Raw genomic sequence first — 16,879 nt, 5'->3', positions numbered from 1 at the left:
TCGACGGAATACTAAAGGCAAAATCCAGCAGGAGGTGCCAGTCATGGCTGACCACGAGAACCGTCGCCATGCAGACCGCAACGGGAGAAGATTCGGACGCCCCGACCCCTGGTTTTGGGCCTTGCTGGTAGGAGCGGCGGCCCTGGCTTTCGTCGTCGGGCTTTTCAGCGCGCCCGCCTTCAACATGGACGCCGCCAGGAGACCCGCGGCCCCGGCGGTAACCGCCACAGACGTCCGCGATTTCATCACGGATTCGGGCAACCGCGACGCCATGGTTGCCATTCTCAGTTCGCCGAGCGCGCGGCAACCGATGGTGAAAATCATGTCCGCCCCGGAGATGCAGCGGGCGCTGGCCGTATGGATGCGCTCCCCGGAGATGCGCGACGCCATGATCGGGGCTCTGGCCCGTCCCGACGGGACCGAAGCCATGATCAAAATGATGGACGACCCCCAGATGCAGAACGCCATGGCCGAAGTTTTCGGCGACCCACGGGCCCGCCGGGGCGTACTGAACACGATGGCCGATCCCCGGGTCCGCGACACTTTACGGGCTATGGCCCGTGACCCCAGGATCGCGCCCTTTCTAGTTCCGCCGCAGCCGCAGCCCGCTTCCCAGCCCGCGCCGCAGCCCGCTCCCTCAGGTAACAGCGGCGAAATAACGGTGCCGCCGGCACCATAACTTGGGGTCAGGTCTCAAAAGTTCAAACTGGGGAATACGGAGGAGAAAATTAGTGTCGCTCCTACAGATTCTTGCCGCAATCGCAATCGTCGCCGGTTTCGTCCTCGCTTACTTCTACATTGTCCGCCTGGCCAGGCCCACCCTTAAAGACCGGCGCTGACGTGCCGGCCGGTGTTAGGTATTAGGCGTTAGGTATGAAATCCAGGAAGAAAGAAAGGTTCTAAGAACAGTCACACTTTGGGACGGCAGGCATATTATGGCTACCAAACTGAATATGGCGTAGCACAACGCACCTCTCCCGTAAGCCGGCCCCCCGGGGGGCCGGCCTTCACTTTTGCCGGGGCTGTAACCCGGCGTCTTTCGGCACGCATAAACGGTGTGCGCTTTAGAAACCGGCCAGGGCGCTACAACTCCTGCAACCTGCGCTGGGCTTCCTGGACGGCGACCGAATCAGCGAGCAGCAGGCGGTAAATGCGCTCGACCGTCTCGGGGTTATACCCCCGCCGTCCGGCCAGCTCTTTTAACCGGGTAATGATGGCCCGTTCACGGACCGGGTCGCGCAGCGGTCCCTTCTTCAAGCTGCCGATCCGTCGGACAAGACCGGCCCGCCTGGCCAGCAGATCGAGAATCTGGCTGTCGACCGCGTCGATCTCCCTGCGGATGTCTTCGACAGACTCCCCGGTCCCGGCGCCCGCACCGGCGTTCGGCCGTGCGGCGGGGTAACTGCCCAGGATCGCCAGGCTGCGGCAATCCTGCCTTAATTCATTCAGGACGTCGTCCAAGGGCGGCGCTCCGGCGTGTCCCTCGACGTCGATAAAAAACAGGTATTTACCCAAGCGGGTCCTGGCCGGCCGTGACTCGATGCGCGTCAGGTTCAGTCCCCGGCGGGCGAAGTTCCCCAGCAGGGCATAGAGCGCGCCGGGCCGGTCGGTGATCTCCACGAGGAGCGAGGTCTTGTCGTTACCGCTCGGCGGAAGGGCGTCGCGGGTGATAACAAGAAAACGGGTCTCATTGTCGCGTATGTCGCAGGCGTTGTCGTCCAGGACCGCAAGCCCGTACAACGCGGCTGCCTCGACCGTACCCAGACAGGCCCAGGGCTCATCCGTCGCGGCAACCAGGCGGGCCGCCTCGGCCGTGCTGGCCGCCGGGCACAGCCGGGCGCTTTTCAGCCTCGAGGCTACGAATTCACGGCACTGCGCCAGGGCCTGAGGGTGGGAAAGAACGACGCGCACGTCGTCCGCCGCCGTTCCGGGGCGGGCCAGGAGGCGGTGCTGCACCGGCAGGATCAGCTCCCCGCCGATCTTAATGTGCTCGTGTTCGCGCACCAGGATATCCATCGTTTCGTCCAGGGAACCCTCGGCGGCGTTTTCGGCCGGAAGGATGCCCTCATCCAGCACGCCTTCCTTCACCCCGTCAACGATCTCCCGCAAAGAGTGACACGGTATAAGGGCGGCACCGCCGTTTTGACGCATGGCGGCGGCTTCAGCCGAAAAAGTGCCCCTGGGACCCAGATAACCGATCTTCAAACTTCCCTTCCTCCTTTTCTACATATCCCTGCCGATGATGGGGGAAAGGGACCTTAATTCATTCATCAGGAAGGCAAATACCTCGGGGGTCAGCGACTGCTTTCCGTCGCACAGCGCCTTGGCGGGACACGGGTGCATCTCGATGATCAACCCGTCCGCCCCGGCGGCGACCGCCGCCTTGGACATCGGGACCACTAGATCCGGGTCTCCCGTAGCGTGGCTGGGATCAACGATCACCGGCAGGTGCGTCAGGCGTTTCGCCAGGGCCACAGCGCTGAGGTCCAGCGTGTTGCGGGTCGACGGCTCAAAGGTCCTGATGCCCCGCTCGCAGAGGACCACCTGGCCGTTGCCCGAAGCCAGCAGGTACTCGGCGGCCAAAAGCCACTCCTCGACCGTCGCCGCCAGGCCGCGCTTGAGCAGAACCGGCTTGTGCGCGCCGGCGACGGCCCGCAGGAGATGGTAATTCTGCATGTTGCGGGCGCCTATCTGCAGCATATCCACGTATTCGACGGCCAACTCCAGGCTGCGCTCGTCAACCACCTCGGTGACGGTCGCCAAACCCGTCTCCCTTGAAACCTCGCGCATGATCTTTAGGCCTTCCAGCTCAAGACCCTGGAAGCTGTAAGGGGACGTGCGCGGCTTGAAAGCCCCGCCGCGCAGGACGGTTGCCCCCGCAGCGGCCGCGGCGCGAGCCGCTTCCAGGAGCTGTTCCCTGCCCTCGATGGCGCACGGGCCGGCGATCACGGCCAGTTTCTTTCCGCCGATGACGGCACTGCCGACCCGGACGGTTGTCTGGCCGCCGTTCCTGCGCCAGGCCAAACGGTAAGGCGGGACCTTGACCGCCTCGTTGCCGGTGGGCGTGTGAGGCGTCCCGTTGGCATCGCCCCCCGCGTCAGGGGGGAACGGAAAGCCGAATCGCCCGTGACCCCCTTCAAACCCGGACATCACCGGCAAAGCGCTTTTCGTCGTTCTTACCATCAGAACCCCTCCTGAAAAATAATAATGCCCGGCGTCTTCCCCCTTTGGGACGAAAGCGCCGGGCTCTCGCGGTACCACCCAAATTGACCATAAAGGTCCCCTCTGTCGGGTACGGGAAATCCCCCATAAACAAAACGTCCTTCATCCCTAAGGGACGAAGGACGATCAGCCTCCGCGGTACCACCCTAATTGATCGCAGATCCGCTCTAGGTACGGGAGAATATCCGATACCCGCTCCCTGGTAACGGCGGGAGAATCCCGGCACAGCCTACTCAATACGGAGGTCGGAGGTCAGACATCAGATGTCGGACTCGATGCGATCATAAATGATCGCTGCCCCCATTTTTCAACTGGGCGACTCCGGAGAGAACTTCAACCCACCATACCCGGACGCGCTTCCAGTCGACGGCGCATCCTCCCTGTGGAGCTGGGACGGGCCTACTTTTCTCCTTCACGGTCTTTGTCGGTTTAATATGGAGTTATCGTACCAGTGCCTGCCTCAACTGTCAAGAGCAATTCATTTGGAACGGACGTATTTCAGGTCCCCGTCGGGACCGCTGACGACGGCGACTTCCCAGCCGCAGGGGCAGCGCAGCACGCAGGGATCTTATAGTCTATGCAGGTTGCCTGCAAAAATTTCCTCCAGCTTTGTCGTAGTTTTCAACAGTCCTATTGCTGTTAACCCCCGATGCCTCCTATTGTATAATAGTATAAGCTTGTACGAGGGAGGCGCTATCGTGGACATAAACTGCCCGAGATGCGGTTCGAGCAAGGTGGTAAGAGTGGGCCAGTACGGCAAGTTCATCGGCTGGCTCTTCGGCGGCATCGCCGTACTGGTTGTGGCGGGGTTTGCGACGGGGCTGCCGCTGTGGTTTTTTGCGCCCTTCTGGGGACTCTTCGCCCTGGGCACCTACATGAAGAACCCGCTTCTGGAGTGCGATAGCTGCCACCTTGAGTGGGACCCCAAGAAACCGCCCGTGATCGAAAAGAAGAAAGCCGGCAATTCGGGGAAGAAATCCGGGAGGCGTGCCAGGAAGTAAGCCGCAGGACGAGGCCAAGACCCCTCGCTGCAGGTTTTAGAACGGAGTTCGGGGAGGCAGGCGATGAAAGTCCAGGTCCCTCTCGACTTACTGAAAGAACTGGTCGACCGGCTCTCGGTCCTGGAACAGGAAATGAAGGCCATCAGGGTCAAGATCAACAATCTCTATGCCGAAGGCGGCAAGGAGATCCTGGTCTCGACCATCCGTTACGTGGCGCCCCTCGCCGACGTACAGCGCGCCGGAGGCGTGGTCACCCCGCTCGAACTCAGTTGGTTTTGCCGGAAATACGGGAAAAACCCCAAGGGGGCGGCCGGCTATTTTACCGGTGCCAGGCCCAGCATGCGCTCCATCAGCGAGGACCAGCGGGCCATCACCGAGGACGGTCTGGCCCGCGTTAGGCAAATAGAAGCGGAATACGGGGAAGACTGGCTCGACAGGATTCCGCTCGACGTGGTGGGGAATCCCGAGGTCGACGGGCATACGCTGATCTATATTTGAGCGCTGAGCATTGGGTGTTGGAAGCTTGAGGGGATTCGGCAAAGCTGAATCCCCTTCTCTACTCATTCCAGTACACAATGCTCAGTGCTCGGCGCTGATAAGCGGAGTATGCGATACCGCCCCTGGCGTAGACTATAGCTGAAAGTAAAGGACCTCAATGCTCACCGCCCAGTGCCCAAAACTCATTGCTTTATTAAGTTGGGGGTGTCCTGCTTGTCGTCGGTATTCTGGTGGCTGGCCGCTATCGTCGTTTTCGGGGCCGTCCTGGGGGCCGTTATCTGGTGGTACGCCGTGAATGCCCAGTATAGGTCCTAACGGACTTGATGTTGGCAGTCGGCAGTCGGACTCGAAGGAATTCCTGTACAGGAATTCCTAACTATTTAGGTCGCAAGCCGTATGCTTAATCCAACAGATCGAGCGGTGGGAAGGACGACCGAAATTCATTGCTGTCGGCCGTTTGCCGTCAGCTATTCGAAAAGGTCCACGCTCAATACACCGGCAGCTGATAGCCCAGAGCAGTGTCGTAGGCACTCTTGGGAGCTTGTCAACTTTTTGGAGAGGGTCCATGCCGTCATGCAGGAATTTTCGCTCCGGTGTCAAATTACTTATTTTCGAGAGGGAGTCCGAGGCCCCCACGGTGCCGAATCCTTGTTCCCTCACAAGGGTATAAGTAGTCTGTCTCCGCCCGCTACGCCAGCCGGTTTTTTAAAACCGCCCTGACAGACGGCTAGGTACCTGGTTGAGGCCCCCGCGTCACAAATCGTCTATGCAAAGTCTTCTCCGTTACAGGAGGGGATTTTTCGTTTTTCTTCCCCTCTCTTCTACCGTTTGAATAACGTCGGCGCAGCCGGAACGGAATGCCTTCAAGCCGTTGGCAGTATAAGCAGTATAAATAAGAAAATCCCTTGCGGACACGCGCAAGGGATTTGATTGTCGGCTCAGGCAGACCTTAGCAAGAATCATCCTGATTTTGCAGTGCCGGGGTCTCAACCACTTGTCGGTTAGGGGTCGGGCCTTACATCTGTTCCCCCGTGGTTTCCCACGGTTTATTGCCTCTCGCCCACGCCCCCGCGCTACCCAGGGCACCGGCTACTGTCATTTCGGCTGACTTACCTTATTCCTGCACCGGCCTGCCTGTTGCTGCACCAAGACCGGCCGCCATTGGGTTCCTCCCTTCTGGCTACCAGGTTTACCCTCCTGGGGTAATCCCGGTCCCTAACTTACCGATCTTGTGCTCCTACTCACATGTTACCCCCATATCACAATATTTGTCAATGCCTTTGTCAGAAAATTGAACCAACTATTTTCTGTACATGGCAGAACTGAAAAACCCCTGGCCTTTCGGGTCCTTGGAGGCTCCTTCTTCGGTTACCTCTTTTTGAAGAACCTTCAGGTTACCTTTTTGCCTCTGGACTAACCAATTACCCTGCTGGTTTCTTGGCTTACCCTTTTGGCCCGATCTTGTGCTTGTGATCACATTCTCGCATGCCCTTGACCCGCTGTCAATACCTTTTTATAAGTTTTTTAGGAGAATTTTTTATGCTATCGTCCGGCTCAGTTAAAGTGTATTCTAAGTCTAAGCGCCACGCTCTTAAGAAATGCCCGAGGGAAGGCACCGCATCTCCGTCCGGAAAAGCCTCATCCGCCTAATCTCAACAGTGAAACCGGAGGTGAAAACGTGACTGCTTTAATAATCATCGCCGTCCTAGTCTTGATCGGCGGGCTCGGCTTCATCGTCCTGTGGGCCCTGACACGGGAGAAAATCGACGAGGAGGCCATTTTCCTGGATGACCCCGGCGAGCTGGAGATCGACGGGCGGAAGCTCGCCTGCCCGGCCTGCGGCTACGACGCTTTCTGGCACCGGAAGACGTTGATGAACACCCCGGCCATGACCTTCCTTGGGTTCGACTGGATGAACAAGAACGCCGACAACTACATTTGTGCCAAATGTAACTATATCATGTGGTTTTACCGGCGGGGCACCAACGGCGTGGCCCTCAAGAAAGATAGAAACTTAAATCTATAGACTTGTCCCCTCACAGATGATATGAAAAAGGTAAGGAACCGGCTTTTAGACAAGAACCCCTATATACGCTGCAGATAAAGAAAGGGTGGGGAGAATGGCAAAAGAACTCAAGGCTGGAGATATAATGACGACCGCGGTCATTACCGTCAACCCTGACGACGAGGTGGAAAAAGTGGCCCGTTTGCTGCTGGAGCACCACATCAGCGGGCTGCCCGTCGTGGATGAGGAAGGACAGCTCGTGGGCATTATCACGGAGGGCGACCTGGTATTTCAGGAAAAGAAGATAAGGGCCCCGCTCTACACCGTCATCCTGGGCGGCGTGATCTACCTGGAGAAGCCGCAGCACTTCATCGATGAACTCAAGCGGGCGATAGCACGAAAGGTCGGCGAGCTCATGTCCACCAAGCTGCATACGGTGGGACCGGACGCTTCCGTCGAAGACATTGCCACCATCATGGTTGAAAGGAATATCAACCGGGTTCCGGTCGTGGACGAGGACAACAAGCTTATCGGAATCGTTAGCAGGCAGGATATTATCCGGGCCACCCACGGGAAATAGCCGCTTCACCCCGTCGTGCCACGAAACCAGGAAGGCCGCCCGGTAACGGACGGCCTTCCTGGCCAACACATCAGGAGTCTGGCTCTTAGTCCTTATATCGTACCGTACTAGCCTAAAATATAGGGGTTACCCATAGGAAAGTCGATACTTCTCATTTGTACGAGTCAAGCCGGAACAATTGGGTGCTAGCGCAACCTGGCACGGCCGAGATCGGTGATAGTGTAGCGGCCGTTTTCCTCCTGTATATAGCCGGCCTGGGCCATTTCTCTTAGGCCGCTCCGGACCCTGTAAACAGGTATGTTGGAGACTTCGGCCGCTTCTTCAGGCGTTGCGGCCCCTTCAACCAGTGCCTGGAGGATAAGCTTTCCCGGACGGGTCACCGCTCCATCGGGATTGACACATGCCATACCGGGGCCCCCTTAGAGTTTCTTTTTGCAGAAATACCAGTCTTTCCAGTTAAGACCTTCTTCGAGGCGCTCCTCGGCCATCTCCTGGGTGACCGGCGGAGGTACGATCACCTCGTCGCCAGGGCGCCAGTTGGCCGGAGTGGCGACCTTGTACTCATCAGCGGTCTCGAGGGCATCGATCAGGCGTAGGATTTCATCCGTGTTTTTCTTTGTTTTCCCGCATTGCGGACAAAAACCGAAGAAATGCAGGTTCACAGACTGAATAGTGTAAGGCGAAGATGTAACAGCCTTACTGATGAATTCTCCAAGGTCTTCACGGTACTCGTCCATGTCGTCAACCCTGCCGCACGAAAGGCAAATGAAGTGAGGATGAGGATCGACGTTGGCGTCGTACCGGTAAACGTTTGCCCCGATATTGAACCGCTGGATGATCCCTGCCTCCTCAAAGGCCTGGACTGTCTTGTAGACGGTATTGAAGCTGATGGAGGGGAAGACTTTTTTGACAGCTTCATACACGTGTTCCGCCCACAATTCGGAGTTTTCTTCGTCAAGGACTGACAGCCTGTCGTCGTTCCTGCGGGCTATAATGGGGATGAGACCTGATGAAGGCTGGTGATGTCGATGCGGGATTTGGTCAGGAAAGTCCAGCCGGGAGCGGATCTGGTAGAAACCCTCAACCGACTGCTCCCCGGAGCCTGGTACGCCAGGGGGAAAACCCCAGCCAAACAAAGGTTCGAAGGGCTGCGGATCATGCAAGTGATCTATGACCCGGAGCGAGGATCCGCTGCCGGAAAACCAACAGCCGAGTTGTGCAGAAGTTCATACTCAGCTTTGACTACCGCAATAACGCCTTTCGCTTAAAAAAAGACGCTTAAGACCCTAAGGCAGCCGGCGTTCGAAGACGCCAAGAGCATTCAAAGGCTTTCGGCCGCCACAGCCGCCCGTCCGCAAATCAGGAAGCCCAGCCCCGAGGGTTCGGACCTGCCCCGAGTTAGGGCCTCCTTCCGGCCCGTTATCTATGTCACCATCTGCATCCAGCAACGGTTTCTAGAGAATGCTTTGTCCCAACAGGTAAACAGAACCATGCGCAAGGGCCAGCTTTTGTCCCAGTTCATCTCTGATTTCAATACGGTAGAGCCCTGTTCTGCGGGTGCGGCTTTCTTCCGTTGCAACAGCTTCCAATACACTTCCCTCTGTTGAGGCCTTAATGTAAGAGATGGTAACATTGGTCGCAACTGCCGCTTCACCATAGGAATTGCTGGCCACGGCCAGGGCGAAGTCCGCGGCGGCAAAGAGGGCTGCCCCATGGGTCTTGCCCAGGGCATTTAAGTGTTGTTGGTTAACTCGTACTCTTACTCTGGCGAAACCCTGGCCTATCTCTACAATCTCCAGGCCAACCGACTTTGCAAAGTAGTCCTTTTCAAATGTCCGCAGAAGCGCGGCCTTGTCGATTTGAGTATTGAGCTTTTCGGTCAATTTCGATTCCTCCAAATAATGCAATACGGTCATCGACTCCCTTAAACCGGTTTGGTTTTGCCTGTTAGGTCTTACTTTCGATTACCAACATCTCATTCCCGTTTTTGACAAATTCGTAATCTACTTTTCTTATTGCCATCCGAAATGTACGAAAGTCGGGATCTTTAAGCAATTTCTTAACAAATACCGACTTTTCCCTCTCAGATTAACGAGGGGGAAGATGCATACTTCCTCCGAGCTAACCCTAATGAGTTCAAGAATGGTATTCTTGTGAAACCCATAATCCAAATGTTCATCGTACAAGAACAGGAAGTGGGATACCAAGGAAACGTCAAACTGGTTGTCCTTGAAGCTGCTGTGTGGGTACTCAGTGAAGACATACCTCTTATTCCCCTGCAGTTTGAAGTCATCCACAAAGAGTTTGTAGGCCTTTTCACGGGCCGCCCTTAAATCATCTACCGTTTTGAAGAAGTCCCAATTATACAAATCCATGACTTCCGCAAGCTTTGTCAAGACAGTCTCCAAATCTTTCCTGCACTTTTCTTCTATTTCGTACGGCGAAAAGCGATAGATCCTGTCGGATGCTATTACGTTAAAGCCTCTGGAGTTGGCTTCCGGACAAAATGAACTGACCCCCGAGGCAACGTCCAGAATCCTTTGCGTTTGGGGGTTTAAGTCATCGAGGGCGAACATCCTGTAATACTCGTCGAAGGTGCGACCGATGAGCACAACGTCCTTGAGATCAAGCTTCTGTTCCGTATCCATGTTGAACCTCTTTCATAAGGCAACAGCGTTAGGGCTGACCTGAAACGTCCGAAAGCTGACGGGATGGCCTGACGGAGAATTGCTGGATATAACGGCCATTCATTTTAGAAAGGAAAGACGCCCCACCAGGGACGTCCCCACTAAAACGATATGGTTATTGTATCATCATATGCGCTGGAAGAAAACCCCGACATTTTTCCACTTGCTTGTCGACGATCTTGCACTTGCCAGGGAACCAATCGTTGCCTCGCGGTCATAATCAGCGTGTTACGCAGTCCCAAGAGGTACAGAATAAAAACCGGAGGTGAAGCAGATGCGGCTGATCGCTATCATGCCGCGGGCGGAGCAGGTCGGCTTTCTGGTCGACAGCCTGCGTAACGCCGGCTTTGACCGCAAGGACATGGTTATTGCCGACATGTCCTCCGTCGCCGCGGCGGACGTACGAGCCGGGGAGGACCTGTCCTACCTGCAGACCGAGCGCGACGAACTCTGGGAAAAGGAGCCATGGGCCAGGCAGTTACTTGATGAATGCCACGGAGCCGGGATCGCCGTCGCCGTGGAGATGTCCCGTCACGACGCCCCGGAGGTGCGGGAGATTATGGAGCAGTCGGGAGCGCGCAAAATCCTGGAGGGATGAGCCGACGGCAGGTATCCGTTGCGTAGTTCCAACCTAAAAATCGGGCAAGATAAACAGTTCAAAATCCTGCCGCCAAGGATACGATAGGCAAGGCATCACAATCAATCGACGAATGTATTAAGAAGTGCCAGGAAGCCGTGAACCAGGTTTAGGTTGATCCTGAAGCAGGTTCCCCTGATCTCCGGTCAGGGAACCTATTGTGTTCACGCCTAAGCAACTTGCTAACTTTTATTGCCATACTACCCACGTTGCCTACATAACGGATGTCTCCTGAAGAACTGGGAGACATGCCGGCGGTAGTCGGACAGGGCGCAGGAATTCCGCCCTTGAGCCTTCTTCACCACCAGGAAGGGCTCGAGTGCTTCCGTCCAGTCGGGCCTGGCTGCGCGGTGAATACGGGTGACCTTGGCTCTAGGCATAGAAAAACCCATCCTCAAGCGGGCTTCACCCATCCTGGAAGGGGCCTTGTTCAAGCGAAAGGGATTCACAGTAATCGAAAGGGATTTCTCAATCCGCAAACCCTTGATATCACTGTGGTGCCGGAGACCGGGGTCGAACCGGTACGGGTGAAACCACCCGAGGGATTTTAAGTCCCTTGCGTCTGCCTATTCCGCCACTCCGGCACGTATTTGGACTATATTTTAGTATACACCATCGAGGCATTACCGGCAATAAGACGGGGCAGCCGGCGGTTTCGGCCTTCGACAAACGGAGCTGATAAAAGCCGGCAGTTTCCCAAATGAAGGTTCAAAGGTCAAAGTTACGGAAGCCCGCGCAAACGGCATGCCCGGCCGAACGGTACAGCCTTGGGATTACCCGGAAACCTGCTGCGCCCCAGCGGGCTTGGGCGATTGCTTGGAGGCCGCAGTCAGGCTATCCTCGAAGACACCGGGCCATTGTCTCCGCCGGTCGTCCGCGATCACCGTGACCTGGGCGTGGCGGATCTGCGGAAACCGCTCCTTAACCTTGCGTTTCACAAGGAACCCCAAATCATCAGACTTATCCAGCGGCAGGTTGCCGTCGCCTTCGATTATGACCTCGAACAGGTAGCTGTTCGGGCCGATGGCCATAGACCTGATGGTATGTATGTCGTGGACACCCGGGATAGACATGATGAAGTCGCCGATCTCGCGGGTCGTTTCGGGGGGAAGAGATTCGCCCGTGATGATATCGGCGTTGTCCTTGGCCAGGGACATCCCGACGTAGAACAGGATAAGGCCGATGATAATGGACGCGATGCCGTCAAAGGTGACGATGCCGGTCCAATGGGTCAGCCCGATGGCGACCGCCGCGACGATAAGGCCGAGCAAGGCGATACTGTCTTCGAAAAAGATGAACCGTGTCGAGGGTGTAGCCTTCACCAGGGCTTTTATGCCGGCGGGGAACAGCCCCAGCCCGCGCGCCCTGGCGCCGCTTTCCGCGCACAAAGCCTTGAGGGCCATCGTCAGCGAATAGGTTTCAAAAACAATGCTGGCGCCCAGGATCGCCAGGTTGAGGGCCACGTGTTCCAGCGGCTCGGGGTGCAGTATCTTCATAACGCCGCCGTAGATAGAAAGCGCGCCGCCAATCGTGATCATGCCCAGGCTGGCCAGGAAGGAATAGAAGAAGACGCGCTTGCCGTAGCCGAAGTTGTAGTGCTGGTCCAGGGGACGTTTGGCCGACTTCACGCCGTAGAGCAGGAAGAAGCTGTTCGACCAGTCGGCCACCGAGTGCTTGAACTCCGCGGCCATCGCGCTGCTGCCGCTGACCACGGCGCCGCCCAGTTTCATCAGAGCGATGAGCCCGTTGGCCACCAGGGCCGCCTTGATCGCCGATTCGCTGTTGTGTGCCAAAATGCTATCCCTTTCCCGGCTGCTCCGGCTAAAAACTAGAACCCGTACACTTGCACATTATACGGCGAGGAACGCCTTAAAGCAATAATGAAAAACCCGGCTCCCAGCGCGGCTAAGCTCGTTTGGCAGGAGCTTCGGGCAACAGGATCTCCACGACCCGCCGGATGCGCTCGTCGGCGATACGATAGGCCACTTCGGTCCCGCGCCGTTCCCCTTCGACGATGCCGTGGGCCCGGAGGACGGCCAGGTGCTGCGAGACGGTGGACTGCGGCAGGCCCAGGCAGTCCTTGATGGCGGTGACGTTGCATCCCTGCTCAATCAAACCCCGGACTATACAGAGCCGGGCCGGGTGTGCCAGGGCCTTCAACAGTTCGGCTTCGCGCCGGTAGCGCCGGACGTCTTCCAAACACGAACCCCCTCCTTGTGTCAACCCCGGAGCAAAGTTTCCCCTAGATAAACATGTTGATGTCGGCCTCAAGGGCCATCTGCATGTAGCCGGCGGCATCGATTACCTTCGCGCCCTCGACCAGGTCGCTTTCCTTCAGGCCCATCATATCCATGGTCATCAGGCACCCGTACAGTTTTACGCCTTCCAGCCTGCACATCTCCAATAGGTCGGCCGGCGCCGGAACGTTGGCCTTTTTTTCGGCCAGGCCGAGCATCATTTTGGTCGCCATCGCCGGCATCCCCGGGATGACGCCCATCAAGCCGCTCGGGAAGAACTTGGCCTTCTTGATGCCGCCCTTGCGCACCGCTTCGATGCCCATGAAGGTGAAAAAGACGGAGGCTTCGGCGCCCGCCCTGACGGCCTGGAGGGCGAGGATCAGCGGCGGGTAGACCCCGTCGACAGTGTTTCGGGAGCAGATCAGCAATACCTTCTTTTTCCCGGTATCCGTGTCGGGCATTATGGTCACCCCTCATATTATCTAATTATCTATATATTTAGATAATATGCTGATCAACCTACGAACGCAACAAGGCAATAAAATCTCAGGTTTCGCCCGGGGGCTCCTGGTCCATCAGGGACTGAATGAATTCGGTGGCCTTCTCGTTATACCCGAGCTGCACGCCGAGGGAGACGCAGCCGCCGAAGGCCTTGGCCAGAGAACGCGTCACCTGGTTAACAAGACAATAGTACTGCGGGCTGGCGTCGTACTCCACGAAAGGCAGGATCTGCCCGTTGACGAAGTCGGCCGCGGCCTTTGCCAGGTACTGGCACAAGCCCGGGAACTGGGTGAAAAGTTCCTGCGGGCCGGGGGCGTCACCGGCCACCCGGTTGTACTCCGCGATGTAGTTGGGGACCTCGCGCATCAAAACCACCTCAGTGCAAAAGCTTGGTGCATACTCCTGCCGGGCAACGCCTGTCGCAGACGTGGGCCAGGTACTCGTCGTAGAAATACTTCATCGTGGACAGGACGGGGTTGGCCGCCGTCTGCCCCAGCCCGCACAGCGACGCGTCTTTGACGTCGTAGGCCAGTTCTTCGAGCTCCCGGAGGTCATCCATGGTCCCCTCGCCCCCAGTGATCTTCTCCAGGATCTCTACCATCCGGACGATCCCCACCCGGCACGGCGTGCAGCGGCCGCAGGACTCGTCGGCGGCGAACTTCATGTAGAACTTGGCGATGTCGACCATGCAGTCGGTATTGTCCAGGACGATCAGCCCGCCGGACCCCATGATCGTCCCCAGGTCTTTGAGGGACTCGTAGTCGATCGGCACGTCGAGCAGTTTTTCCGGGACGGCCCCGCCGGAGGGGCCGCCGGTCTGCACAGCCTTGATGCGGCGCCCGGGAGGCGGCCCGCCGCCGATGTCGTAGATGATCGACCGCAGGCTCAAGCCCATCGGGACCTCGATCAGGCCGGTGTTCTTGATCTGGCCGGCCAGGGAGAAAATCTTCGTGCCCTTGCTTTTTTCGGTGCCGATGGCGGCATACCACTCGGGCCCGTGCCTGATGATCGTGGGCACGTTGGCCAGCGTCTCGACGTTGTTGATGATCGTCGGCCTGTCGAAGAGGCCTTTCTGGGCCGGGAAAGGCGGCCGCACGCGCGGCTCGCCCCGGAAACCCATGGCCGACCGCAAGAGCGCCGTCTCCTCCCCGCAGACAAAGGCCCCCGCCCCCAGGGCGATGTCGATGTCGAAGCTGAAACCGCTGCCAAGGATATCATTACCCAAAAGCCCCAGCCGTTTCGCCTGGCGAATGGCTATTTCCAGCCTTTTCACAGCCAGTGGATACTCGGCCCGCACGTAGACGTAACCCTCGCCGGCCCCGATGGCGTACCCGGCGATGAGCATCCCTTCGAGGACAGCGTGCGGGTTGCCTTCGAGCAGGCTCCGGTCCATGAAGGCGCCGGGGTCGCCCTCGTCGCCGTTGCAGACGATGTATTTCTGCGGGCCGGGCTCGGCGGCGGCAAACGCCCACTTGCGCCCGGTGGGGAACCCGGCCCCGCCCCGGCCCCGCAAGCCGGACTTGATAACGGCGTCGACGACCTGTTCCGGCGTCCAGCGGGCCAGCACGTCGGCGAGGGCGAAGTAACCGTCGCGCGCGATGTACTCGTTGATGTCTTCGGGGTCGATGAGCCCCGAGTTTTCAAGGACGATACGCCTTTGCTTCTCGAAGAAGGGCATGTCGTAGAGGATGCTCCTGCGCACGCCCTCGGCGTCCTCGTAAAGAAGCTCCTCCACGATTTCCCTGTTCTTGAGGTGCTTCTCCACGATATCGGTCACGTGACCGGGACGCACCCGGCAGTAGAGGACGGCGCCCGGGTGCGTGACGACGACGGGGCCGAGACCGCAAAAGCCGAAACAGCCCGTGCGGACGACGTCGACCTCCAGCCCCTGCTCCTTTACCTCTTTACGCAGGGCGTTGTAGATCTCCACGCCGCCGGAAGAGATGCAGGCCGTGCTGGTGCAGACGAGCAGCTGGGTGGGCCTGTCGATGTCACCGTCCCGCAGCCTTTCTTCAATAAGGGGGCGGTGCCGCTCCCTGATCCGCTCGAGGCCGGTCAGGCTCGTCAGCAATGCGATCACCATCCTCACGGGTTTCTTGAGCCCTGTAACTCTCGATCAAGGGCACCACTTCGTCGACCGTGACGTGGCCGTGCACGTCCTCGTTGACGGCCAGCACCGGGGCCAGGCTGCAGGCGCCGATGCAGCGCGTGGCGCGCAGGGTGAAAAGCCTGTCTTCCGTGGTCTCGTCCTCGCCTATCCCCAGTACTTCCTTGAAGCGGTCGAAGACGTCCTGGGCTCCCTTGACGTAGCACGCCGTCCCCATGCAGATGCTGCAGGTGTACTTGCCGCGCGGCGCGGTGACGAACCCCGAATAAAAAGTGGCCACCCCGTGGACGTGCGCGATGGGCAGGCACATCTTGTCGGCGACGTAAATCTGCACCTCGCGCGAAAGGTAGCCGAAGAGGTCCTGCGCCTTCTGCAGCACCCTGATCAATCCGCCCGGCCTGTCCCCGTACTTTTCGATGATCTTGTCCAGGCTGCGGTAGCGTAGTTCGAAAGGAGACAACTTACCACCATCTGCCATACAGCCGCCACCCTTCTTCATTGTTCCTGAGGCATGGTGCTTTTATGCGGTAAGGCGGCGGCAGGATATTCATCCACGGTGAAGCGCGGGTAGGCCAGCCTTATCCCCCGTTCCCTGGCCTCGAGCCAGATCTCTTCGCGGATGGCCCGCTGGATTTCCCAGTATTTCCGCGGTTTGACCCTGGCGACGATCGTGTACTGCCCACCCCGCCCGTTCTCGTCGATGTCGGTGACGCCGAGGACGTGAGGGGGTTCAAGAGCGTTCCCCCCCTCGTCGCGCAGAAGGTCTTCGTTGTAGCGTGCCCCTATTGACCGGGAGACCTCTTCCAAGGCTTCACGGATACGCAACGGGTCTTCCTCGAAGGGAAACGTGACCGAGACGATGACGCGGAGTTCCTCGCGGTTGAAATTCCGGACCGTTTTGATCTCCGAATTGGCGATATAAAATTTCTTGCCCGACCACTCCCTTACCGTCGTCAGGCGTAAGCCGACGTCCTCCACCGTGCCCGAAACGACGTCGTTGATGGTCACGTAATCGCCCACGCGGAACTGGTCCTCGAAGTTGACCAGGAAACCCGTGATAACATCCTTGAGAAAGGTCTGCAGGCCCAGGCCCACGGCCAGACCGACGACACCGGCCCCCGCCAGGACCGGCCCAAGGTTGACGCGGGGAAAAAGGACCTGGAAGATCATCAGCCCGGCGACGATATAGACGGTATAGCGGACAAGGGAGTAAACGATACCGGCCAGGGTTCTTTTCCTGCCGGCGGCCCCATGGGAAAAGTCGAAGGCCCGGGCGATCAGCTTGCGGGCGATGAACAAGCCGGCCCAGGCGGCCAGGATGATCACGATGATGGTGAAAGCCGACCTTGCCGCCTCCGTAGGGTTGAAGCCTCCGAAGATGCTTTCAGGGCTGCCCATGCAACC

Annotated in this window: 20 protein-coding genes and 1 tRNA gene; 6 read left to right on the top strand and 15 right to left on the bottom strand. The window is 58.2% G+C overall.

The genetic code is table 11. The annotated features are described in order from the left end of the window. The first annotated feature begins 43 nt into the window (after window positions 1-43). A complete protein-coding gene (locus ACUM6F_RS04615; protein WP_445348517.1) occupies window positions 44-679 on the top strand; it encodes a hypothetical protein in 636 nt (211 codons plus the stop codon). A 404-nt stretch (window positions 680-1,083) separates the two neighbouring features. Here ACUM6F_RS04615 and pheA read toward each other — a convergent pair whose 3' ends face one another. Both pheA and aroF read right to left on the bottom strand, forming a co-directional pair. Then, entirely contained in the window at window positions 1,084-2,205 is a 1,122-nt protein-coding gene (gene pheA, locus ACUM6F_RS04610; protein ID WP_425621138.1) for a prephenate dehydratase, read from the bottom strand. Window positions 2,206-2,223: 18 nt separating this feature from the next. Next, window positions 2,224-3,183, bottom strand: coding sequence for a 3-deoxy-7-phosphoheptulonate synthase (gene aroF, locus ACUM6F_RS04605; protein WP_445348516.1), 960 nt, complete (start codon window positions 3,181-3,183; stop codon window positions 2,224-2,226). A 737-nt stretch (window positions 3,184-3,920) separates the two neighbouring features. Here aroF and ACUM6F_RS04600 point away from each other — a divergent pair. The 4 genes from ACUM6F_RS04600 to ACUM6F_RS04585 all read left to right on the top strand — a co-directional run bounded on the left by ACUM6F_RS04600 (window position 3,921) and on the right by ACUM6F_RS04585 (window position 7,306). Then, entirely contained in the window at window positions 3,921-4,223 is a 303-nt protein-coding gene (locus ACUM6F_RS04600; protein ID WP_445348515.1) for a hypothetical protein, read from the top strand. Between the two features lie 63 nt (window positions 4,224-4,286). Next, entirely contained in the window at window positions 4,287-4,721 is a 435-nt protein-coding gene (locus ACUM6F_RS04595; RefSeq protein WP_445348514.1) for a hypothetical protein, read from the top strand. A gap of 1,678 nt (window positions 4,722-6,399) precedes the next feature. After that, window positions 6,400-6,747: a hypothetical protein gene (locus ACUM6F_RS04590; RefSeq protein ID WP_425621134.1), complete on the top strand. Its 348-nt coding sequence runs from the start codon at window positions 6,400-6,402 to the stop codon at window positions 6,745-6,747. Window positions 6,748-6,871: 124 nt separating this feature from the next. Then, window positions 6,872-7,306 carry a CBS domain-containing protein gene (locus ACUM6F_RS04585; protein WP_445348513.1) on the top strand — a complete coding sequence of 145 codons (435 nt, stop codon included), beginning with the start codon at window positions 6,872-6,874 and terminating at the stop codon, window positions 7,304-7,306. A gap of 185 nt (window positions 7,307-7,491) precedes the next feature. Here ACUM6F_RS04585 and ACUM6F_RS04580 read toward each other — a convergent pair whose 3' ends face one another. The 4 genes from ACUM6F_RS04580 to ACUM6F_RS04565 all read right to left on the bottom strand — a co-directional run bounded on the left by ACUM6F_RS04580 (window position 7,492) and on the right by ACUM6F_RS04565 (window position 9,954). After that, window positions 7,492-7,713, bottom strand: a complete 222-nt coding sequence (locus ACUM6F_RS04580; protein WP_445348512.1) for a hypothetical protein — start codon at window positions 7,711-7,713, stop codon at window positions 7,492-7,494. A gap of 12 nt (window positions 7,714-7,725) precedes the next feature. Further along, complete coding sequence (locus tag ACUM6F_RS04575) at window positions 7,726-8,469, bottom strand: transcriptional repressor (RefSeq protein WP_445348511.1); 744 nt, start codon at window positions 8,467-8,469, stop codon at window positions 7,726-7,728. A gap of 291 nt (window positions 8,470-8,760) precedes the next feature. Beyond that, window positions 8,761-9,204 (bottom strand): hotdog fold thioesterase, encoded by a 444-nt coding sequence (locus ACUM6F_RS04570; protein WP_445348510.1) that lies wholly within the window; start codon window positions 9,202-9,204, stop codon window positions 8,761-8,763. Between the two features lie 114 nt (window positions 9,205-9,318). After that, the gene (locus tag ACUM6F_RS04565; RefSeq protein WP_445348509.1) at window positions 9,319-9,954 is read right to left on the bottom strand and encodes a hypothetical protein; all 636 of its coding nucleotides are present in this window, start codon (window positions 9,952-9,954) and stop codon (window positions 9,319-9,321) included. Window positions 9,955-10,267: 313 nt separating this feature from the next. Here ACUM6F_RS04565 and ACUM6F_RS04560 point away from each other — a divergent pair, with 313 nt between their 5' ends. Then, on the top strand, window positions 10,268-10,591 hold the full coding sequence (locus ACUM6F_RS04560) for a hypothetical protein (RefSeq protein WP_425621128.1): 324 nt from the start codon (window positions 10,268-10,270) through the stop codon (window positions 10,589-10,591). 239 nt (window positions 10,592-10,830) lie between these two features. Here ACUM6F_RS04560 and ACUM6F_RS04555 read toward each other — a convergent pair whose 3' ends face one another. The 9 genes from ACUM6F_RS04555 to ACUM6F_RS04515 all read right to left on the bottom strand — a co-directional run bounded on the left by ACUM6F_RS04555 (window position 10,831) and on the right by ACUM6F_RS04515 (window position 16,873). Next, a complete protein-coding gene (locus ACUM6F_RS04555) occupies window positions 10,831-11,010 on the bottom strand; it encodes a hypothetical protein (protein WP_445348508.1) in 180 nt (59 codons plus the stop codon). A gap of 115 nt (window positions 11,011-11,125) precedes the next feature. Next, window positions 11,126-11,214: transfer RNA gene (locus tag ACUM6F_RS04550), tRNA-Leu, on the bottom strand. A gap of 189 nt (window positions 11,215-11,403) precedes the next feature. Continuing rightward, on the bottom strand, window positions 11,404-12,423 hold the full coding sequence (locus tag ACUM6F_RS04545; protein WP_445348507.1) for a cation diffusion facilitator family transporter: 1,020 nt from the start codon (window positions 12,421-12,423) through the stop codon (window positions 11,404-11,406). Between the two features lie 112 nt (window positions 12,424-12,535). Further along, entirely contained in the window at window positions 12,536-12,829 is a 294-nt protein-coding gene (locus ACUM6F_RS04540) for an ArsR/SmtB family transcription factor (protein WP_425621125.1), read from the bottom strand. 43 nt (window positions 12,830-12,872) lie between these two features. Beyond that, window positions 12,873-13,328 (bottom strand): DsrE/DsrF/DrsH-like family protein, encoded by a 456-nt coding sequence (locus ACUM6F_RS04535; protein WP_425621124.1) that lies wholly within the window; start codon window positions 13,326-13,328, stop codon window positions 12,873-12,875. 85 nt (window positions 13,329-13,413) lie between these two features. Continuing rightward, complete coding sequence (locus tag ACUM6F_RS04530; protein WP_425621123.1) at window positions 13,414-13,734, bottom strand: hypothetical protein; 321 nt, start codon at window positions 13,732-13,734, stop codon at window positions 13,414-13,416. Between the two features lie 10 nt (window positions 13,735-13,744). Further along, on the bottom strand, window positions 13,745-15,358 hold the full coding sequence (locus ACUM6F_RS04525; RefSeq protein WP_445348541.1) for an NADH-ubiquinone oxidoreductase-F iron-sulfur binding region domain-containing protein: 1,614 nt from the start codon (window positions 15,356-15,358) through the stop codon (window positions 13,745-13,747). 22 nt (window positions 15,359-15,380) lie between these two features. Further along, window positions 15,381-15,935, bottom strand: a complete 555-nt coding sequence (locus ACUM6F_RS04520; protein ID WP_445348506.1) for an NADH-quinone oxidoreductase subunit NuoE family protein — start codon at window positions 15,933-15,935, stop codon at window positions 15,381-15,383. Between the two features lie 35 nt (window positions 15,936-15,970). Next, on the bottom strand, window positions 15,971-16,873 hold the full coding sequence (locus tag ACUM6F_RS04515; protein WP_445348505.1) for a mechanosensitive ion channel family protein: 903 nt from the start codon (window positions 16,871-16,873) through the stop codon (window positions 15,971-15,973). Window positions 16,874-16,879 lie beyond the last annotated feature (6 nt).

The sequence above is a fragment of the Desulforudis sp. DRI-14 genome, from assembly GCF_052618305.1.
The sequence above is the reverse complement of the archived record's forward strand: the minus strand, read 5'-3'. Positions and strand labels throughout refer to the sequence as shown.

What these genes read in the sequence shown, in the direction of transcription:
- ACUM6F_RS04595 (WP_445348514.1), top strand. Translation starts at nt 4,287, where the DNA reads ATGAAAGTCCAGGTCCCTCTCGACTTACTGAAAGAACTGGTCGACCGG.
- ACUM6F_RS04515 (WP_445348505.1), bottom strand. Translation starts at nt 16,873, where the DNA reads ATGGGCAGCCCTGAAAGCATCTTCGGAGGCTTCAACCCTACGGAGGCG.
- ACUM6F_RS04585 (WP_445348513.1), top strand. Translation starts at nt 6,872, where the DNA reads ATGACGACCGCGGTCATTACCGTCAACCCTGACGACGAGGTGGAAAAA.
- ACUM6F_RS04560 (WP_425621128.1), top strand. Translation starts at nt 10,268, where the DNA reads ATGCGGCTGATCGCTATCATGCCGCGGGCGGAGCAGGTCGGCTTTCTG.
- ACUM6F_RS04555 (WP_445348508.1), bottom strand. Translation starts at nt 11,010, where the DNA reads ATGCCTAGAGCCAAGGTCACCCGTATTCACCGCGCAGCCAGGCCCGAC.
- ACUM6F_RS04565 (WP_445348509.1), bottom strand. Translation starts at nt 9,954, where the DNA reads ATGGATACGGAACAGAAGCTTGATCTCAAGGACGTTGTGCTCATCGGT.
- ACUM6F_RS04535 (WP_425621124.1), bottom strand. Translation starts at nt 13,328, where the DNA reads ATGCCCGACACGGATACCGGGAAAAAGAAGGTATTGCTGATCTGCTCC.
- aroF (WP_445348516.1), bottom strand. Translation starts at nt 3,183, where the DNA reads ATGGTAAGAACGACGAAAAGCGCTTTGCCGGTGATGTCCGGGTTTGAA.
- ACUM6F_RS04580 (WP_445348512.1), bottom strand. Translation starts at nt 7,713, where the DNA reads ATGGCATGTGTCAATCCCGATGGAGCGGTGACCCGTCCGGGAAAGCTT.
- ACUM6F_RS04615 (WP_445348517.1), top strand. Translation starts at nt 44, where the DNA reads ATGGCTGACCACGAGAACCGTCGCCATGCAGACCGCAACGGGAGAAGA.
- ACUM6F_RS04530 (WP_425621123.1), bottom strand. Translation starts at nt 13,734, where the DNA reads ATGCGCGAGGTCCCCAACTACATCGCGGAGTACAACCGGGTGGCCGGT.